The following is an 18,562-nucleotide window of genomic DNA, read 5'->3' as shown; positions in this document are numbered from 1 at the left end:
TTTGTGTGGAATTAATTTCTTCGCATTGCATTAACTTAACGGAAATATTACGCGTCGGGCAGAAATAAATAAAACGGGAAGGCGTCGCGGCGGGTGGTATTATTCCGCCGGATAAGCACAAGGCTATCCGGCGGTGAGGCGTTATTCTGAATCAGCGTGTTGCAGCGTTGCCTCCTGCAGCGCAATACGCAACTGATCGTGATTTTCAGCCAGGATTGCCTGTGCCTGCCCGGCGGGAAGCCCGGTAAGCAACATTAAAATGGCAGGCCGACAGTGATGATGGCTTGCTTCCAGCGCACTTTTCGCCTGCTCGCGGGTGCACTCTGTTGCCGCCATAACAATCGCAATTTGCCGCTCAGCCCAGTGCACGTTACTGGCCTGTACATCCACGCGCAAATTGCTGTAAACCCGCCCGGTACGAATGGCAAGCCCGGTGGCGAGCATGTTAAGGATTTGCTGTTGCGCAAGGCGGGCTTTCGGTTCCGAGAAACCGCTCACCACTTCTGCGCCAATCTCCGGTGCCAGCACGATATCGGCAAGCTGTGCGGCTTCGCTATCATGCCCCCGGCATACCAGCGCCACACGTGCGCCCATTGACCAGGCGTAACGCAGCGCGCCCCACGTCCACGGCGTTTTACCACTCACCGACAGCGCAATCAGCATGTCGTTGGCGGAGAAACGCAATTGCTGAAGATCGTGCGCGCCGCGTTCATAGTTGCTGGCTGCCACCTCCTGCACCGCCACGGTAGCATTCGCGCCGCCGGCCATCATCCCTACCAGCGGGTGAGTGTTGTCCTGGGCAAAACCACTGGCAAACTGGACTGCCGCCAGCCCTGAAGCACCCGCACCGATGCAGATCACGCGACCGCCGCGATTGGCGACGGCACTGGCACTGTCCACCAGCCGGGCGATATCCGGTAAACAGGCCGTAATGGCATCGGCAACCTGCTTATCCTGTTGATTGATGAGCGCCAGCATGTCGTTGGTGGCGAGACGGTCAATATTCGTGCTGTCGGCGTGGCGGCGTTCCTTCATCGAACCGTTTGGCTTACTGCTCATAGACTGCTCCTTCTCAATGGTTCCACACTCACTATAAGGTTATTTATATGCCGGACCTGAGAATGGGGTCACGCTTCACACTACCTTTTGTAAGTTTTCATTTTTTTACATCGCTTTATGATTTGCCCCCCATCGGCGATAATAGATACCTTGTTGTTAATAATCGGATTTGTTATGAACGATGTGACGTCCACCGCAGTGAGACCCCGTAAACGGCCCATGAAGCTCAGCACCACGGTCACACTGATGGTGTGCAGTGTTATCGGCTCGGTATTGCTGCTGGCGTTTGCCCTGTGGTTCTGGCAAATCAGCAACGCGACGCGTGACGGCGTCAAAGAGACGGCGCTGGCGGTTGCCCGCACGCTCGCCGATGCGCCAGAGGTAAAACGCGGTCTGCGTTTGCCCCCTAATAGCAACGTGATCCAGCCGCTGGCACAGGCAATCACCACCCGCAACGATTTGCTGTTTGCGGTGGTGACCGATATGCAGGGTATCCGCTATTCACACCCGAATGCGGCGATCATTGGGCAGCATTTTATTGGCAATGATCTGGAACCCGCGCTCAATGGTAATGAAAATGTGGCGGTCAACCGGGGGGTGCTGGCCCCGGCATTGCGCGTGTTCACGCCGGTCTATGATGACAATCACCGGCAAATCGGCGTGGTGTCGATCGGGATTTCATTGAGTAAGGTTGATGAACAGGTCAGCCGTAGCCGCTGGGCGGTGATGTGGACACTGTTGTTCAGTGCGCTCATGGGCACACTCGGCACCTGGCAATTGGTGCGCGTGCTGAAGCGGATTTTGTTGGGACTGGAGCCGTACGAGATTTCGGCGCAGTTTAAACAACGCCAGGCGATGTTACAGTCGTTAAAAGAGGGAGTGATCGCCGTCGATGCAGATGGTCGTGTCACCCTGCTTAATCACGCTGCGCGGCAAATGCTGCTCACCAATAACCCCAGCGGGGAAACCAGCCACGGGCCGTTGATGGATGAGCTGCTAACGGTGTTAAAAACCGGTAACGCGCTGCAAGACAGAGAGCTGGGGCATAATGGGCTGTTGCTGTTGTGCAATACTGTGCCGGTACGTAGCCAGGGCGCGGTAATTGGCGCTATCAGCACCTTCCGTGATAAGACAGAAGTGAGCCAGCTGATGCAGCGGCTGGATGGGATGGTCAACTACGTTGATGCGCTGCGCACCACATCCCACGAGTTTATGAATAAACTGCACGTGATCCTTGGCCTGCTGAATATGAAAAGCTATGACAAGCTTGAAGGTTACGTGCTGCAAACCGCGCAGAATTACCAAACAGATATCGGCGCTATCCAGCACCGGATCAAATCGCCGGTCGTCGCCGGTTTTCTGTTAGGTAAAATCAACCGGGCGAAGGAGCGCGGCTTTACGCTGACGCTGGCGGACGAGAGCCTGGTGCCGGAAAACCCCAATGCGAAACAGGTCACCGTCCTGGTCACCGTGTTGGGGAATCTTATTGAGAACGCGCTGGATGCGATGAGCAATCAGGTGGAAGGCGAAGTGAGCCTGCTGCTGCATTATCAGGATGGCTGGCTGATTGGAGAAGTCAGTGATGATGGCCCGGGCATTGAACCGGATCACATCGAGGCGATTTTCCGTAAAGGATTCTCCACCAAAGGCGATAACCGGGGTGTGGGGCTGTTTCTGGCCAGCCAACAACTCACCGAACTTGGCGGCACGATTACCGTTGAGTCTGAACCCGGCGTGTTTACTCAATTTTTTGTCCATCTCCCCTGGGATAGTGAAAGGAAGACCGCGTGATAAATGTATTAATTGTTGATGATGATGCCATGGTAGCCGAGCTGAACCGCATGTATGTGGCGCAGATACCCGGTTTTCAGTGCTGCGGCACGGCATCCACGCTACAGCAGGCCGGGGAGATAATTAACGATCCGCTGCGCGGCATCGATCTGGTGTTGCTGGATGTGTATATGCAACAGGATAGCGGTCTCGATCTGCTGCCAATTATTCGCGCTTCCGGCCGCGCTATCGACGTGATAATGATCACCTCCGCCGCCGACGCCAACACCATTCAGACCTCGCTGCACTATGGCGTGGTGGATTATCTGATCAAGCCTTTCCAGTTCCCGCGTTTTGAAGAGGCGCTGACCTCATGGCGGGAGAAGCGCAAACAGATGGATTCGCAGCCCTATTATGAGCAATCGGATGTTGACCGTTTGCTGCACGGCGGTGCGCCGGAAGTGGCCGATACCCGTAAATTGCCAAAAGGGCTTACCGCACAGACGCTGCGCACCATTTGTCAGTGGATCGACGCCCATCCTGGCATTGAGTTCTCCACCGATGAACTGGCCGCCGCGGTGAATATCTCACGCGTCTCCTGCCGTAAATACCTTATCTGGCTGGCGCAAATTAATATTCTCTATACCACCATTCACTATGGCGCAACGGGACGCCCGGTTTACCGTTACCAGCTGATTGCCGAGCAGTACAGTCTGCTTAAACAGTACAGTCAATAAGATGGTAGCTGTCGTCGCACTGCGTAAAGCGGAACTGGCGTTGTGAAGAGAGGATAATGTCGCGGTTTTTGGTAACAAAGATCGCTTCAATGTCCTCATGCTGACGTAGTGCGGCACACCCTTTCTCTACCCCAAGGCCAAAAATCAGCGTTGTCCAGATATCGCCATCTAACGAATCGGCGGAAATAATGGTGACACTGTCGAGTTCGTTATCCAGCGGATAACCACTGCGCGGATCGAGAATATGGTGCCAGCGTTTACCATCCTGCTCGAAATAGCGTTCATAGGTGCCGGATGTCACCACCGATTTGTTCGCCACCTCAATCGACCCCACCAGCGCATCTGCGTCGGCAAAGGGTTTTTTCACCCCGATGGTCCACTGCCCTTGCGGATTGCCCAGCGTTTGCACATTACCGCCGAGGTTAATCAACCCGTCGCTGACGCCCTGCTGATGCAGGTAATCCCGTACCCGATCGGCAATAAACCCTTTGGCGATGGCGCCCAGGTCTATCTCCATGCCAGGCTGTGTCAGAAACACGGAATGCGCCGCATCATCCAGCACAACATCCTGCGGCCGGGTAATGCGCAAGCGCGCGGCAATGTCCTGCGCGCCTGGAACGCTGTCACCTTTAAATCCAATGCGCCACAGTTTGACCAGCGGTCCAATCGCAAGATTAAACGCGCTATCACGCACCATGCTGGCGGCTTTGGCGCATTTAATCAGTTCATAGACCGGGCGGCTGACGACAACCGATTGTTGCCCCGCGGCATGGTTAATCTCCATGACCTGTGACTGCGCACGGTTAACGGTGAAAAGATCTTCGTATTTTTTGATGAGCGAAAACACGCGTGATGCGAGGGCTTCGTCATGGGAAAAGAGTTTCAGCAGGACAGGCGACCCCATCAGAACGGTGGAGTAGCTCCAGACGCGGTTATCAGACATCGCATGCTCCCTGAGAACGGCCTGATGGCGTTTTGCTTGTCAGGCCTGCAAAAATGCAGGCCTGAAGTGTAGCACGATTGTTAACTACGTTTTGCGCGGAGTGCCGCCTGATGACCTGCCAGGGTGCCGAAGATAATGATATCGGCTACGGCATTACCGCCGATGCGGTTGCCGCCATGAATACCGCCAACCACTTCACCCGCCGCGTATGCTCCAGGGATAACCTGTTGCGCCGCGTTCAGTACTTCGGTCTCGGTGTTAATGGTCACACCGCCCATCGTGTGGTGAACCCCCGGCGCGATTTGGATCGCGTGGAACGGGCCTTCATTGATCGGCGCGCGCAGTGCGGTAGTGCGCCCAAAGTCGTCATCATGCTGTTTTTCAACAAAACCGTTGTAACGCTCCAGCGTCGCGAGAAACGCATGGTGGTCCATACCCAGTTTATCCGCCAGTTCGCGCGGCGAGCTGGCACTGGTGACAAACCCACGACCGATATACTCATCAGCCGCTTTGTTTTTCGCTCTGACATGTTCGTCAAACACGATGTAGGCATAATGTTCCGGCAACGCGATGATGGCCGCCGAGACTTTGTCACGTGTCGACATCTCATTGAAGAAGCGGTTACCCTGCTGGCTGACCAGGATAGCACCGCCGCCACGAATGGATTCCGAAATCAGATAAGAGGTGTTTTGCTCAACCGTTGGGTGGATCTGAATTTCACCCATATCCACGGTGCCCGCGCCAATGCGTTCCAGCAGCGCAATACCACCGCCGGTCGCGCCTTTATGGTTGGTGGTCACAAAACCTTCCAGGTCCGGGCGGTATTTCACCACCATTGCACTGTTGGCGCTGAAACCACCCGTGGCGACAACCACGCTTTTCGCCTGAACGGTCAGGGATTCCTGCTCTTCGGTCAGCAGACGCACGCCACACACTTCGCCCTGCTCGAACAGAATGTCATCGACGGAGGTGTCCAGCATCACATCGATGCCGCGTTTGTTCACATTACGCACCATACCGCTGATCAGATAGCCGCCAACAGCCGATCCGTCGCGTGGGCGGTGAGTACGGTCAATGCTCATGCCGCCAGTCGTGGTGATGTCGTTCAGCATAATGCCGCGACGCGCCAGCCATTCGATGGCTTCCGGTGCATTCTCGACAAAGCGATGCAGCAGTTCCGGATTGTTTTTGTTGCCGCCACCTTTCAGGCTCTCCTGGTAGAACAGCTCTTTGCTGTCCTGAATGCCTTTCACACGCTGGAAGCGGGTTTCTGCAGCATTCATCCCGGCGGAAGCCTTAATAGTGTTACCGCCAATGGTCGGCATTTTCTCCACGATCAGCACACTGGCACCTTCATCATGTGCCTGGATTGCCGCCGCCAGACCGGCACCGCCGCTGCCAACCACCACCACATCATAACGTTTCGGGCCTGCAGGCTCGCCACCCTCTTCCGCCACGCGTGCTTTACTGGATTTGAGCATCGCTTTCGAAACGGCCTTTTTCACCGCTTCGCTCTGACTGGTCGCACCGGAGATGGCATCCACGTGCGGTGTATTCGCATCCAGAATACGGCTGCGGATCTCTTCAAAGCTGCTGGTGAACTCGACGGTTTGCACCGGGCTGGATGCCAGTTCAATGTCAACAATACGATCGGTTTCAAGGCTGACGTTGATCACCAGTTCATTAACGTCATCCTGCACCGTTTCGACAAACAGACCTGGTTTAAATTTCGCTTCGCCCATGCTCATGTCACGGATCATCGCTTCCACCAGTGAGAAACGCCACAGGGGTTCCGGGATCTGCAATGCTTCACGCTGGGTGCTGTCAATGAACAGTTCCAGATTTTCGCCGCTGGCAATACGCGCGGTCCAGTCCGGATAAGCGATGCACGCACGGCCTACGGCAATCAGATCGTAACCGTGTTCCATCCCCTGTACGGCATCGGCAATGTTCACAACGCCGCCCACGCCCATCACCGGAACCTGCGCTAACGCCTCTGAGCGCATCGCGCAATATTTATCGATCAGCGGTGTCGGGTCGCTGGTGTCGTTAATCGACGGACGCAGCGCCGCACCAACGGAGAAGTGAAGGTAGTCCACCCCCCGCGCCGCCAGTTTTTCCAGCAGGAACATGGTGTCATCAAAACGGATACCGGGGACTTCCAACTCTTCCGGCGAGAAACGGTAACCGATAATGAACGCATCGTCGGCGTACTGGCGCGCCATCTTGTGGGTGATATCCAGTACCGCCAGTGGGAACTTCGCGCGGTTATCGCGGCTGCCACCCCACTCGTCATCGCGCTGGTTGGAGTTTGGCGAGAAGAATTGTTGGATCAGATAGGTGTTGGCACCGTGAATTTCGACCCCATCAAAGCCTGCCTGGATGGCACGACGTACGGCTTCACCAAACTTCCCTACCATCGCTTCTACTTCCGCGGTGGTCATGGCAACCGGCGTTGCAGCGCCATCTCGCGGCGCAGCGATAGCGCTTGGGCCAATCGGCGTGCGGCCACCAATCAGCTTCGGCTCCACCATCCGGCCGCCGTGGTAAATCTGCAACAGTGCTTTTGAACCTTCGCCTTTAATTGCGGCGGCGATTTTTGCCAGTCCGGCAATTTTCTCGTCGTTATCAATACCGATAGCCCCCGGAAAAGCCAGACCGAGATCATCGACAAAGCAACATTCGACTATAATAGTACCAATGCTACCGGCACGGGCCCGATAGTACTCCACCAGCTCACTGCTGACGGTACCGTCGAAATAGCCAGTGCAGGTGGTCATTGGTGCCATTAACAAACGGTTTTTCAGTTCTGCACCATTTGGCAGTGTGAAAGGGCTGAGAATGCGTTCGCTACTGGTCATATAAAAACTCCAAAGTCTCAAAATTAAAAATCTTAATAGGGTGACGGATTTTATTTTCGTTATGTTTTTCAATCCTTATGTCGTGTATTTAATATACCGTGAATTTTACTTACCAAATTAATTACGTTAGTTAATAAACTATTTAATACCCTGAATAACAGCGCTACCACTACTGTATTATCATTTTTAAATAACACGTTTACACGGCATTAATTACCGGTAACAACATGATTACCATCGATATAAATGAAACGGTTTTTTACTATCATACAAAAGCATATATTTCATATAGTTAAAAGAAAAAATAGCGAAAATGAGATTTATTATCAGCACCATTTTTTAACATTTATCGAAATTTTCGCCAAATAACCCCATAACTCTACAGGGGTATTCAACTTATTAAAAAATCAGCTCGCCTTTTCATTTTTTTGATCTCAATCAAGAGTATTATTGGGCGTAAGAGCAATATAGAAATACACACAATTTTTTATTTATCGCTGTAGGAATTGCGTTAAGTAAACGAACCCGGAATAAGAAAAAAGGCGTTTAATAACTAAAGAAACTTTTGTAACTAAATAAATCGCCAGTCTGTTCCGCAACGCCAACGAATTTTTAACTACTCGTAGATGCTCATTATGAAAGAGAAAACAACCACCGCACCATCTGCTAACGCAGCCAGTGCAAAGGACGGAAATAAAAACCGCCTGCTAATGATGGCGCTGCCGATAGTCGTCGCAGTGCTCCTGCTGTTTGTTCCAGTGCCGGAAGGCCTTCCGCCGTATGCATGGCACTACTTCGCTATCTTCGTCGGCGTGATCGTCGGTTTGATTTTTGAACCGCTGCCGGGTGCGGTCATCGGTATGACCGGCGTGGTGGTTATCGCGCTGTGTAGCCAGTGGCTGCTGTTCAGCCCTGAACAACTGGCTGACCCGAAATTCAAAATGGCCTCTCAGTCCTTTAAATGGGCGGTCAGCGGTTTCGGTAACTCCACCGTATGGCTGATCTTCGGTGCCTTTATGTTCGCCGCCGGTTACGATAAAACCCAGTTTGGTCGTCGCCTGGCGCTGATCCTGGTGAAATATCTGGGTCGCCGCAGCCTGACGCTCGGCTACGCCATTACATTCGCCGACCTGCTGCTGGCACCGTTTACGCCGTCCAACACCGCACGTAGCGGCGGGACCATCTACCCGATTATCGCTAACCTGCCGCCGCTGTATGGCTCAAAACCGAACGATCCGAGCTCACGCCGCATCGGTTCTTATCTGATGTGGGTTGCCATCACTGCAGCATGTATCACCAGTTCTATGTTCCTGTCTGCGCTTGCACCGAACCTGCTGGCGCTGGCGCTGGTGAAAAGCACCGTCGGGATTAGCATCTCCTGGGGTAACTGGTTTATCGCCTTCCTGCCGTTGGGCGTACTGCTGATTCTGACCATGCCGCTGCTGGCTTACTGGTTCTACCCACCTGAAGTGAAAGTGAATGATGAAGTGCCGCTGTGGGCGAGTCGCGAGCTGGAAAAACTGGGCAAACTGTCCCGTAATGAAATCCTGCTGCTGGTGTTTGTTTGCTGCGCACTGCTGATGTGGATCTTTGCCGCTGACTTTATCGAGCCTGCACTGGCGGCTTTGCTGGTGGTGGTATTGATGCTGTGGACAGGTGTACTGACCTGGAATGACATTACCAGCAACAAACCAGCCTGGAACACGTTTGTCTGGTTTGCCACCCTGGTAGCACTGGCTGACGGCCTCTCTTCCACGGGCTTTATCGCCTGGCTGGGTAAAGAAGGCGGCGTGCTGATGGCCGGTATCTCTCCGGGTATGGCGACTATCGCCCTGCTGCTGGCGTTCTACCTGCTGCACTATCTGTTTGCCAGCACCACCGCACACACCACGGCGCTGCTGCCGGCCATGCTGACCATTGCCGCGACAATCCCGGGTATCAATATGGAAGTTGTGGTACTGGTGCTCTGTACCTCACTCGGTGTGATGGGCATCATCACCCCGTATGGCACCGGCCCGAGCCCGATCTATTACGGTAGCGGTTATCTGCCGACCAAAGATTACTGGCGTCTTGGCACCATCTTTGGCGCCATCTTCCTCGCCGCCCTGCTGTTGATTGGTTATCCGTGGATTTCCATGATGTTCTGATTCATAACCGTCGGGCTTTCCCGGCGGTTTTATTTTATGGAGTAAAGAGCTATGTCGAACAAACCCTTTGTGTATCAGGATCCGTTCCCGCTGGCGAAAGACAATACGGAATATTATCTGCTGAGCCGTGAATATGTTTCGATTGCCGACTTTGACGGCCAGCAAGTACTGAAAGTCGAGCCAGAAGCGCTGACGTTGCTGGCGCAACAGGCCTTTCACGACGCATCATTTTTGCTGCGCCCGTCGCACCAGAAACAAGTCGCCGCGATTCTGAACGATCCGGAAGCCAGCGAAAACGATAAATACGTTGCCCTGCAGTTCCTGCGTAACTCGGAAATCGCTGCAAAAGGCGTACTGCCGACCTGCCAGGATACCGGCACGGCGATCATCATGGGTAAGAAAGGTCAACGCGTATGGACCGGTGGCGGTGATGAAGCCGCTCTGGCGCGCGGCGTGTATAACACCTATACCGAAGATAACCTGCGTTACTCGCAGAACGCCCCGCTGGATATGTATAAAGAAGTGAATACCGGCACCAACCTGCCTGCACAGATCGATCTGTATAGCGTGGATGGCGACGAGTATAAGTTCCTGTGCGTGGCCAAAGGCGGCGGTTCCGCGAACAAAACCTACCTGTACCAGGAAACCAAGGCGCTGATCACGCCTGCGAAACTGAAAAACTATCTGGTCGAAAAAATGCGGACCCTGGGGACAGCGGCCTGCCCTCCTTACCATATCGCATTCGTTATCGGGGGTACGTCGGCGGAATCCACCCTGAAAACCGTGAAGCTGGCTTCTACACGTTATTACGATGGTCTGCCGACCGAAGGTAATGAGCACGGCCAGGCGTTCCGTGATGTACAACTGGAGCAGGAACTGATGCAGGAAGCACAGAACCTGGGCCTGGGCGCACAGTTTGGCGGTAAATACTTCGCACATGATATCCGCGTGATCCGCCTGCCGCGTCACGGTGCATCCTGCCCAATCGGTATGGGCGTATCCTGCTCGGCCGACCGTAATATCAAAGCGAAGATCAACCGTGAAGGGATCTGGATTGAGAAGATGGAGCACAATCCGGGGCAGTATATTCCGGAAGCGCTGCGTCAGCAGGGTGAAGGCAATGTGGCGAAAATCAATCTGAATCAGCCGATGAAAGAGATCCTCGCGCAGCTTTCCGCCTTCCCGGTTTCTACGCGCGTATCGCTGAACGGCACCATTATCGTGGCGCGCGATATTGCTCACGCGAAGCTGAAAGAGCTGATTGACAATGGCCAACCGCTGCCGCAATACGTGAAAGATCATCCGATCTATTACGCAGGCCCGGCGAAAACACCGGAAGGTTATGCGTCGGGTTCGCTCGGCCCAACCACCGCTGGCCGTATGGATTCCTATGTGGATCTGCTGCAATCACATGGCGCGAGCATGATCATGCTGGCAAAAGGCAACCGTAGCCAACAAGTGACCGATGCCTGTGCTAAACACGGTGGGTTCTATCTGGGGAGTATTGGTGGTCCGGCAGCGGTTCTGGCGCAGCAGAGCATTAAGAGCCTGGAGTGCGTTGCCTATCCGGAACTGGGAATGGAAGCAATCTGGAAGATTGAAGTGGAGAATTTCCCGGCGTTTATTCTGGTGGATGATAAAGGAAATGACTTCTTCCAGCAGATCCAGAACAAACAGTGTGCTGGCTGCAGCCAGAAGTAAGTTAAGCGTAACCGGCGGAGAAATCCGCCGGTTTTTTTATGCGTGCAATAAACCGCATTCCGTCAATAACCGCCTTTGCTTTGTACCGGCTAGTGGTGTGGCAAACCGCACCAGCACCGTTGCGTTTATTGCCAGCCATCAAGTCGTTTTTTCCGCGTCGGAAAACGGGACGAAATCCTGAAAAGGCTCTGTGATCGCATACCCAGCCTCAAACGCAGGCGATGTCACGCTGCAAGGGATTAGTCATCATCAAAGTTAATATTGATACTGTCGACTTTACCACCCGCCAGCGAGAAAGCGATGTGTTTGTTTTTAAAGGAATAGCTGATCCATTCACTTCCATCGCTGTTATCTATTTCACCGGGACCATAGTGACTGATAATGGCTTCTTTTGTGCTGCCAGGCCCCACCCCACGTGCGGTATGCAAGGCAGGACTGTGCAAGGTTATCTGCCCGACGATATAACTGTCGACGCTTTTCCCCTGATCATCCCACCACAGGTTGGCACTGTAGATATCAAAGCCATCAAAGTTATGACGGTAAAATTTATAACTGGCATCACCAAAAGGAACTTCCCCTACAAAGCCGTCATAGGTCGTTTCACCCAAAGAGGCGCTGAGCGCGTCATTCCATGCCTGGCCCAGCGCGACGGGATGTTGATTCAGCTGTACGGTAAAGTCGCTGTCACTCAGCGGCGCTTGCGCCCACACACTGGCGGGCGCTGCCAGTAACAGCGAGACAGAAAAGAGGAAACCTTTAGTCATAACCTGCCACCGTTCAAAGTCTGTTGCTGATATACGTGATTATTTAAGCCAGTTTACAGGTTGATTCACCAGAATTTTCTTTATGTACGAGATTACCTGCGCAAAGAATAACCGCATTTACCTTGCTGCATGGTGTACGCACCGGTTCTCTCATCGCCAGCCGGACGGCCAGAGATGTATTCATCCTGTTGAGAGGCGACCCGTTTTTACCGATGTGGCACCCGGCAAACGTCATTCTCTGACGCGACGATTTGCAGCAGACATTTCACTGGAAAAATCACGGATAGCGATGTTTTTTAAACATGAGGGTTCCGATTGGGCAAAGCCCAGGCCAATACCGTTGCCGTTTTTATCAATGGGCGCTACCCAGGAAAAGGTCTCGTTGACTGACTCACCGCGTGGCACCCACATCAGTTTTAATCCCGGAAACTGGCGTTTTGCCTCGCTTACCTCAATACACGTATTTACCACATCAAAAGTTACAATGGCGATCTGCTGAGGGTGACCATAAGCCATGCGAATTTCTATGTCGTTAATGCCAGGTCCCCCCGCCAGCGTGAAGGAGCGGGCGGTTAAACGGTCGGCAAAATCAGGATTGATCCGCGTGACGGGCGTTTTAATGATGCCATTCAGCGAATCCGGCGCCGCCCCGATAATCCCCTTCAACTGTTCAGCAAAGCGCCATAACGGTTGAGAATCGGGGTGCGGCTGCTGCGCGAAGCATTTGCTGGCGGCCACCGCCAGCATTACCGCCGTGAATGTGATTGACAGGTTCATCGTATTCCCTGAAACCGCCTACGGTGCCAGCATCAGCACCTTAAACTGGCTCGGCACAATGCGCATGCCGATGGCATTGGTGGAGTTTTGCAGGCTGACACTGGTCAGCCGCGTGGCGGGCGTTCCTTTCAGCAGCACAGTAAATGCCCCGGTTAGATGGCGGGACGGCCCCATCACCGTGCCGGAGGCCACGCCAGTAGCTACGCCGGGGTTATCGCCATTGGTCAATGGCGTGACGGTGGCCATATTATGCGCTGGCATGCCCATAAACAGGATATTCAGCGCGTTGGGAATAGCCGTTGGTCCGAGCGCAATGTCCGGATAGGGGATCGGTGTCGGCGCAGGCATTGGCGTCAGGCAGACATCAGGAAAAGCGAGATCCACGCCCATTAGCTGGCAATTTGCAAACATAATCGTTCCTTACCCCATATGAATCTGTTCGGAATCCACTTTGGTGATCGCTTTAGAGGTGATCACCGTATTGTGCGCATGCATACGCATATAGTCTTCGGCCTTCATGTCCAGTTGCCCGGCGCGTACCTGCTCGGTCTGGCGCGTAGTGCGAAAAAGGTTGTGACTGATCTGCGTGACAGTCTGCCAGACAGATTCTGCGCGTTTGCCTACCACCCGCGACAGAGTCACCCATGCCGATACTTTTTCGCCGCTGTACGTCATTTCGCTGATATGGCAATCACCGGTACTGGCGGTGACATTAAGCGCTTCGCTACTGAGGCGTAATGCGCCACTGCTGGAGATATGCAGATCCCCCGGCACATTCAGTTCGGCACATTGCGGGTTGGCGCGTTCCAATACGGCCAACAACCACATCTGGTTGTCCACACCCGCAATTAATACCGTATCGCCCGCCTGCGGTGCGATCACACAACTAACCGCCCGGCGGCAATGCCAGCCGCGCCCTTCGCTCTCGACCATCAGACTGCCATCGTCAAAACAGTGGGTGACCTGCGCAGAACATTGCCCGGCAGGCATCGCCGCTATTGCCAGTTGGTGGTTGATGTTGTTCATGCTTTATCTCCGTAGATTCTACTCTGACGTTCGGCGCTCCAGGCCTCCGCCGCCAGTAACTCTTCGTCATATTCAAGGATGCCTTTGCGATCGGCAAAACTCGCGCCGTCCTGACGGGCACGATGAAAACGGGTACGGGAAAACGTTGCGCCCCGGTAATCCGCCTCACGCACATCCGCACCGGAAAAATCGCTGTAGGTAAAATCACACAGGGTAAAATCCGCCTGCTGTGCATCCACCTTTTGCAGGATGCTTTGAAAAAAACGGCTCTGCTTGAAATTTGCCTGCCGAAGCACCGCGCCAACAAAAATGGCCTGGTCAAACAGACTGGACTGCGCATGAGCGCCGCTCAGATCGGCATCCATAAATAGCGCTTGCGTCGCGTTAACATTACGTAGCTGCGCCGCTTTGAGCGATGCGCCTTTAAAGTTGCACTGGGTCAGTTGAGCACCGGAAAAGTCCGCGCCATCCAGTTGCGTATCGGTAAACTGGCAACCGGTAAACTTCTGCTGCGTGTAGTTTTTGCCTCGCTGATCGCAGTTGAAAAACACGGACCGTTCAAACTGACTGCCGCTGAGATCGGTCTGCCGTAAATCGATACCGTAAAACGTGGTCATCAAATGATGGCAGTTGTTCAGCATTGCCTCGCCAGACGGGCTTTCAAACAGGGTTGACCGCTCAAACGTCGCTCCGGTAAACAGGCTGTTCGCCAGCGGGCTGCACATAAACTGGGTGGTGTCAAATGTGCAGTGAGAAAAATTGCCGCCATCCAGCCCGCATTCGTTGAACACGCAGCGGACGAATGCAGAGTTATTTACATCAATGTTCTGCATTTCACACTGATTGAATACCGTCTCTTGTAGTTGCGCCTCACAGAGTACCGCCCGGTTAAACAGACACTCGGTAAAGACGGATTCCGTCAGATTGGCTCCCGCAAGGTTAGCCCCCTGCAAAGAGACCTCCTGAAAGATCCCACCCGATAAATCACATCCCCGCAGATCGCAGCCATCGAGATTAAGCTCTGCAATGGCTTCTCCGCCCTTCACTTTTTGTTGCAGCTCGGCCGCCGTTAATGCGCTCATATTACCTCCCCGTCACGCTTCGGCAGCGTTTTCACCCGCTTACTATATGCACCCTGAAATTGTGTCTGCTGATCGGTGATGGATTGCGAGAGATCGGCACGGAACAGATTGGCATAGCTGAGATCGGCCCCTTCGAGACGACTTTTTTGCAGCATCGCGCCCATCAGATTGGCATCGTTAAAGCGCACACGACGGAAATCCGTTCGCATAAACATGCTGCCGGTCAGGGTTGAGCCGCTGAAATCCGCCGCTTCACACTGCGCTTCGCTAAGGTCGCTGTTATCCAGCCTTGCCCTTGCGAATGTCGCTCTGTGCAGCACCGCCTGGCGCAGGTTACTCTGCTTGAGATAGGCACCGTTAAAGTTGGCACCGGCAAGTGTCCCGCCGGACGCTACCGCGCAGGTGATTAGCGTTGCCGCAGCGAAGGATGCGGACTCCAGCTGGCTCTCAACCCACGAACAGCCATCAAGATGGGCGTTAGCGAAAACCGCGCGGTGCAGTTCACATTTGATAAAACTGGTTTTGTTCATCTGCGCATCACTGAAGTCCGGTTGCGGCAATGTCAGTTCCATAAACACGCAGTTATTGAGTTGCGCGTGCCGGAACAAGCATTGACTGAATCCCACTTCACGCAGCAACAGATCGCTTATCCTGGCATGGCTGAAATCACAGGCGTCAAACAGTGCGCCGGTCATCTCCGTTTCAGCAAATTGCGCACCCTGGAATTGGGTTTCACGACATTGCGCCAGTGCAAGACTGGCTTTATCGAAGCAGCACTCGCGCAGTGATGCACCCTGCAAGTCGGTACGCGCCAGCATCGCCTGGGTGAAATCTGCGCCATCAAGCTGGCAACCGCGAAGGGTTGCACACTCCAGCAGAGCATTGCGGAAATTCGCCCCGCGCAGATCCATGCCGGAAAAATCTGCCCCGGTAAGATCCAGACCGCTAAAATCACCACCCTGCGCCATGGTGCGCTCAGCACGCTGACGGATAATTAACGCAATATCGCCGGTCAGTTTGATGGCGGGTGGCTGTTGCGCAACCGACATCAGATAGAGTTTGTGCAGCGCTTCACGGCTTTGCACCAGTTTTTTCTCACTGAGCTGGTCGCCATTTTTTGCCAGCAACTCCTGCATGCGTAGCATCGATTCCGGCCCGCGAGGGCGATTATCCAGTGCGGCGGCCTCCGGATAGCGCGCCTCCATTTCTGCTTTACGCGCTTCGGCCTGCTGCTGCATCTCCTGCGCTTTGCGCTCCATCTCTTCAATAAACTCAGGGAGATCCTCGAGTTTAGGCAACGCAGGTTCTTCAAAGGCGCTGAGTAAATCGCTGACATCACTGCCCTGCGCTTCCAGCCTGGCGCGGTGCTGCTCACGCAGCTGCAATGCCCGGTTGTTCTGGTTGTCACGCATCGGACTGTGACTTTCCTGCACATCGCTATCGATCCACGGCCCAATGACGTCTTCCGGTAGCAGGTCTTTTTCGCGAAAGGCAAACAGTGCGCCTTTCTCTTTGTCCAGACGCTGATTGAGGACTTTGCGGTAGTGGTTTACCGAACGGGATGCGCCGGTTTTTTCCAACGCAGGCATCAGGTGCAGCACATCGGCGGCATCATCTTCATTGATACGCTGATTGCCCTGCCACATCAGTACCAGCTGTTCCAGATGCGGAAAGAACCACACGGTCGTGGCACGCAGGGCTATCTCTTCAAACAGGGTTTCATCACCGCGCTGGCGCTGGATAAAACAGCGAGCCTGCCACGGCGGCAGTGTCCCTTCTTGCAGATGTTTTTGCGGGTGCATATTCCAGATTCGCCACCTCGCCTGCGGCGGCAGCGTGTCCCTCTCTTCCCACCACTGGTCCGGGCTGGCGGCATTAAACACCCGCCAGTCGATATCCGGTGCGAACCCGGGGAAATCATGCTGTAGCCAGTGCGCGTCATAGTTTTTGCCCATACGGCGGAAACGGCGTGGCCACTGCAGATCCAACGGGCCAAAACTCACCGGTTCGGGTTTTGCACGGGGTGAAACAACACGGTGTTGCAGCGCTTCGATATTCGGCAATCGGCGAAATGGCGTACCGTTGTGGTTTTCCACTACCGCACCAATGCCGTGAGGGTTTTCATCAAAACCCTCACCCCCGTAAGCGCGGCTCCAGTCCAGGCGCATCTGTTCAAACGGCTGCGGCGCTGTCGGGCGTGAACCCGCCCAGTAACGATCGCCAGTGACCGCCAGCGTCTTGCTGAGATCCTCCACTTCAATGCGCACCGCGCAGGCCGTTTTATCCTGCTGGTGATGAGTGTATGCGTAACCGGTGGCGAGAAACTCCGCGCGGGCTTTCGGCATCGCCATATCCAGCACGCCGCCACTGGTTTGCAGCTCGCTAGCGGCCAGTTGCCAGAGTTCCACTTCAGGCCTCAGTTGCGGCGTGGCACTCATATCGGCGAGCGCCATAACCGAAACCCCCAGATGGTTTTGCCCCTGCAGACGAAATGGGCGATTTAATACGCTCAGTCGCAGTGGTTTAATAATCTTCATGTAACGTCCTTAGGAAGATTAACGATTTTATGCTTTTGCAGTTTACGAAGTGTAATGCGCATTTATATGACACCATGGCATTATCACGAGAAATGAATATGGGTAACGGCAAGTCGGTGGATTAGATAACTGCCGACACAAACATCAATGGAAAAAATAAACAAGGTCTTTCAGGTAAGGCATATATTCAATGATTATCCCTGTTACTTCTCATTAAAGCGTACTTCTACAACCGCAATTCGTTTGGCATGCAATCCCTGATATTTCACCAGCACTCTGCTTCCTCGTTTCAAAAGTCCAATATCGGCGCTTCTGATAATAAAGGCTGCAGATTTTTGTTGCTTCTGCCGGGCAATTTCAAGGGTAAACGTGAGAATAAAATAGTAATCGGATTGATGCATTATGTCAGTTTGTTGCCATGTCTCCAGTTGCGCTTCCCGTAACGGCCCGTGCCAGCTGCTTTGTGAGATACACTCCGCGATCAGTAATGCCTCCCCTTTTGGCGCAACGCTACGCATGCGGTAGACCAAAAGAGAGATAGCAAGGAGTGTCACAGCCAATAACACCAGAAACCCGGAAATATTAACCATCATGCCCTCTCATCAGTGCCTGTACGCACGGGCACGTTACCGACCACCGGGGATCAGCGGTCTGTCGACATTGCTTGTTCGCTTACTGATTATCGTGAGGTGATTTTTCAGCCTCACCCGGCGCTGTGGACGCATTCACGGCAACAACCGCCATCTTTTTTGGGGACTGTGTGCTGTATTTCACCACAATGGGCAGTCCTGTAGTAAGCGTTGCCGCCTCGGAATCGGAAAGAACAGCAGCGGCGCGATAGCGCTTTTTCTGGCGTGCCAACGCGGCGGTAAAGGTCAAAATATAATAGTGATCGTTGCCTTTGATAGCGGAAGTCTTTTTCCAGTCCAGTAATTGGCCTGGCACAGCTTTACTGGCAATTTTCGGCCTGGCTAACGCCAGCCAGTTTTTTTGCATCTGGTAGTCGTCACCCTGCGTTTTTACACTTCGCAGGAGAAAATAAAGCAGCACATACGCCAGTAACAGGCACAGAGCAGCGAGGACATACGCAACGATTTCCATAGTTTCCCAATTCAACGTACTGCCAGGAGATCTTTCGGTTTCATGGCATCATGATAT

The 18,562-nt window shown here is 53.7% G+C and carries 15 protein-coding genes; 4 read left to right on the top strand and 11 right to left on the bottom strand.

The window, feature by feature from the left end:
- Nucleotides 1-141: 141 nt before the first annotated feature.
- Nucleotides 142-1,059 carry an N-acetylmuramic acid 6-phosphate etherase gene (locus GA0061071_RS13960; protein ID WP_088237886.1) on the bottom strand — a complete coding sequence of 306 codons (918 nt, stop codon included), beginning with the start codon at nucleotides 1,057-1,059 and terminating at the stop codon, nucleotides 142-144.
- A gap of 174 nt (nucleotides 1,060-1,233) precedes the next feature.
- On the opposite strand from GA0061071_RS13960, the gene GA0061071_RS13955 reads away from it, so the two are divergent.
- The gene (locus GA0061071_RS13955) at nucleotides 1,234-2,850 is read left to right on the top strand and encodes a sensor histidine kinase (RefSeq protein ID WP_088237887.1); all 1,617 of its coding nucleotides are present in this window, start codon (nucleotides 1,234-1,236) and stop codon (nucleotides 2,848-2,850) included.
- Nucleotides 2,847-3,566: a two-component system response regulator DcuR gene (dcuR, locus tag GA0061071_RS13950; protein ID WP_061496454.1), complete on the top strand. Its 720-nt coding sequence runs from the start codon at nucleotides 2,847-2,849 to the stop codon at nucleotides 3,564-3,566. The genes GA0061071_RS13955 and dcuR overlap by 4 nt, the downstream gene beginning before the upstream one ends.
- Here dcuR and GA0061071_RS13945 read toward each other — a convergent pair.
- Both GA0061071_RS13945 and GA0061071_RS13940 read right to left on the bottom strand, forming a co-directional pair.
- Nucleotides 3,547-4,509 (bottom strand): FAD:protein FMN transferase, encoded by a 963-nt coding sequence (locus GA0061071_RS13945; RefSeq protein ID WP_088237888.1) that lies wholly within the window; start codon nucleotides 4,507-4,509, stop codon nucleotides 3,547-3,549. The genes dcuR and GA0061071_RS13945 overlap by 20 nt on opposite strands.
- Before the next feature lie 80 nt (nucleotides 4,510-4,589).
- Entirely contained in the window at nucleotides 4,590-7,370 is a 2,781-nt protein-coding gene (locus tag GA0061071_RS13940) for a flavocytochrome c (RefSeq protein WP_088237889.1), read from the bottom strand.
- Between the two features lie 635 nt (nucleotides 7,371-8,005).
- Between GA0061071_RS13940 and GA0061071_RS13935 the strand changes: the two genes are divergently transcribed.
- Together GA0061071_RS13935 and fumA are read left to right on the top strand one after the other, a co-directional pair.
- The gene (locus tag GA0061071_RS13935) at nucleotides 8,006-9,517 is read left to right on the top strand and encodes an anion permease (protein WP_061500076.1); all 1,512 of its coding nucleotides are present in this window, start codon (nucleotides 8,006-8,008) and stop codon (nucleotides 9,515-9,517) included.
- Between the two features lie 51 nt (nucleotides 9,518-9,568).
- On the top strand, nucleotides 9,569-11,218 hold the full coding sequence (gene fumA / locus GA0061071_RS13930) for a class I fumarate hydratase FumA (protein WP_061496460.1): 1,650 nt from the start codon (nucleotides 9,569-9,571) through the stop codon (nucleotides 11,216-11,218).
- A gap of 239 nt (nucleotides 11,219-11,457) precedes the next feature.
- Here fumA and GA0061071_RS13925 read toward each other — a convergent pair whose 3' ends face one another.
- The 8 genes from GA0061071_RS13925 to GA0061071_RS13890 all read right to left on the bottom strand — a co-directional run bounded on the left by GA0061071_RS13925 (nucleotide 11,458) and on the right by GA0061071_RS13890 (nucleotide 18,505).
- Complete coding sequence (locus GA0061071_RS13925; RefSeq protein WP_061496464.1) at nucleotides 11,458-11,982, bottom strand: hypothetical protein; 525 nt, start codon at nucleotides 11,980-11,982, stop codon at nucleotides 11,458-11,460.
- 231 nt (nucleotides 11,983-12,213) lie between these two features.
- Nucleotides 12,214-12,759, bottom strand: a complete 546-nt coding sequence (locus tag GA0061071_RS13920; RefSeq protein WP_088237890.1) for a hypothetical protein — start codon at nucleotides 12,757-12,759, stop codon at nucleotides 12,214-12,216.
- A gap of 18 nt (nucleotides 12,760-12,777) precedes the next feature.
- Entirely contained in the window at nucleotides 12,778-13,170 is a 393-nt protein-coding gene (locus GA0061071_RS13915) for a DUF4150 domain-containing protein (protein ID WP_007371701.1), read from the bottom strand.
- A 9-nt stretch (nucleotides 13,171-13,179) separates the two neighbouring features.
- Nucleotides 13,180-13,785, bottom strand: coding sequence for a DUF3540 domain-containing protein (locus GA0061071_RS13910; protein ID WP_088237891.1), 606 nt, complete (start codon nucleotides 13,783-13,785; stop codon nucleotides 13,180-13,182).
- Nucleotides 13,782-14,867 carry a pentapeptide repeat-containing protein gene (locus GA0061071_RS13905; protein ID WP_088237892.1) on the bottom strand — a complete coding sequence of 362 codons (1,086 nt, stop codon included), beginning with the start codon at nucleotides 14,865-14,867 and terminating at the stop codon, nucleotides 13,782-13,784. The genes GA0061071_RS13910 and GA0061071_RS13905 overlap by 4 nt, the downstream gene beginning before the upstream one ends.
- Nucleotides 14,864-17,404 carry a DUF2169 family type VI secretion system accessory protein gene (locus tag GA0061071_RS13900; RefSeq protein WP_088237893.1) on the bottom strand — a complete coding sequence of 847 codons (2,541 nt, stop codon included), beginning with the start codon at nucleotides 17,402-17,404 and terminating at the stop codon, nucleotides 14,864-14,866. Before GA0061071_RS13900 ends, GA0061071_RS13905 begins: the two co-directional genes overlap by 4 nt.
- A gap of 203 nt (nucleotides 17,405-17,607) precedes the next feature.
- On the bottom strand, nucleotides 17,608-17,997 hold the full coding sequence (locus tag GA0061071_RS13895) for a hypothetical protein (RefSeq protein ID WP_088237894.1): 390 nt from the start codon (nucleotides 17,995-17,997) through the stop codon (nucleotides 17,608-17,610).
- A 79-nt stretch (nucleotides 17,998-18,076) separates the two neighbouring features.
- Nucleotides 18,077-18,505 carry a hypothetical protein gene (locus GA0061071_RS13890; protein ID WP_088237895.1) on the bottom strand — a complete coding sequence of 143 codons (429 nt, stop codon included), beginning with the start codon at nucleotides 18,503-18,505 and terminating at the stop codon, nucleotides 18,077-18,079.
- Nucleotides 18,506-18,562: the final 57 nt, after the last annotated feature.

Source organism: Kosakonia oryzendophytica, from assembly GCF_900094925.1.
GTDB lineage: Bacteria > Pseudomonadota > Gammaproteobacteria > Enterobacterales > Enterobacteriaceae > Kosakonia > Kosakonia oryzendophytica.
This window is presented reverse-complemented; position numbering and strand designations above follow the sequence as displayed.

Bases quoted from the DNA above. Each gene is read 5' to 3' on its own strand.
- GA0061071_RS13890 (WP_088237895.1), bottom strand. From the start codon at position 18,505: ATGGAAATCGTTGCGTATGTCCTCGCTGCTCTGTGCCTGTTACTGGCG.
- GA0061071_RS13925 (WP_061496464.1), bottom strand. From the start codon at position 11,982: ATGACTAAAGGTTTCCTCTTTTCTGTCTCGCTGTTACTGGCAGCGCCC.
- GA0061071_RS13945 (WP_088237888.1), bottom strand. From the start codon at position 4,509: ATGTCTGATAACCGCGTCTGGAGCTACTCCACCGTTCTGATGGGGTCG.
- GA0061071_RS13955 (WP_088237887.1), top strand. From the start codon at position 1,234: ATGAACGATGTGACGTCCACCGCAGTGAGACCCCGTAAACGGCCCATG.
- GA0061071_RS13915 (WP_007371701.1), bottom strand. From the start codon at position 13,170: ATGTTTGCAAATTGCCAGCTAATGGGCGTGGATCTCGCTTTTCCTGAT.
- GA0061071_RS13960 (WP_088237886.1), bottom strand. From the start codon at position 1,059: ATGAGCAGTAAGCCAAACGGTTCGATGAAGGAACGCCGCCACGCCGAC.
- fumA (WP_061496460.1), top strand. From the start codon at position 9,569: ATGTCGAACAAACCCTTTGTGTATCAGGATCCGTTCCCGCTGGCGAAA.
- GA0061071_RS13895 (WP_088237894.1), bottom strand. From the start codon at position 17,997: ATGATGGTTAATATTTCCGGGTTTCTGGTGTTATTGGCTGTGACACTC.
- GA0061071_RS13935 (WP_061500076.1), top strand. From the start codon at position 8,006: ATGAAAGAGAAAACAACCACCGCACCATCTGCTAACGCAGCCAGTGCA.
- GA0061071_RS13940 (WP_088237889.1), bottom strand. From the start codon at position 7,370: ATGACCAGTAGCGAACGCATTCTCAGCCCTTTCACACTGCCAAATGGT.
- GA0061071_RS13910 (WP_088237891.1), bottom strand. From the start codon at position 13,785: ATGAACAACATCAACCACCAACTGGCAATAGCGGCGATGCCTGCCGGG.
- GA0061071_RS13900 (WP_088237893.1), bottom strand. From the start codon at position 17,404: ATGAAGATTATTAAACCACTGCGACTGAGCGTATTAAATCGCCCATTT.
- GA0061071_RS13905 (WP_088237892.1), bottom strand. From the start codon at position 14,867: ATGAGCGCATTAACGGCGGCCGAGCTGCAACAAAAAGTGAAGGGCGGA.
- GA0061071_RS13920 (WP_088237890.1), bottom strand. From the start codon at position 12,759: ATGAACCTGTCAATCACATTCACGGCGGTAATGCTGGCGGTGGCCGCC.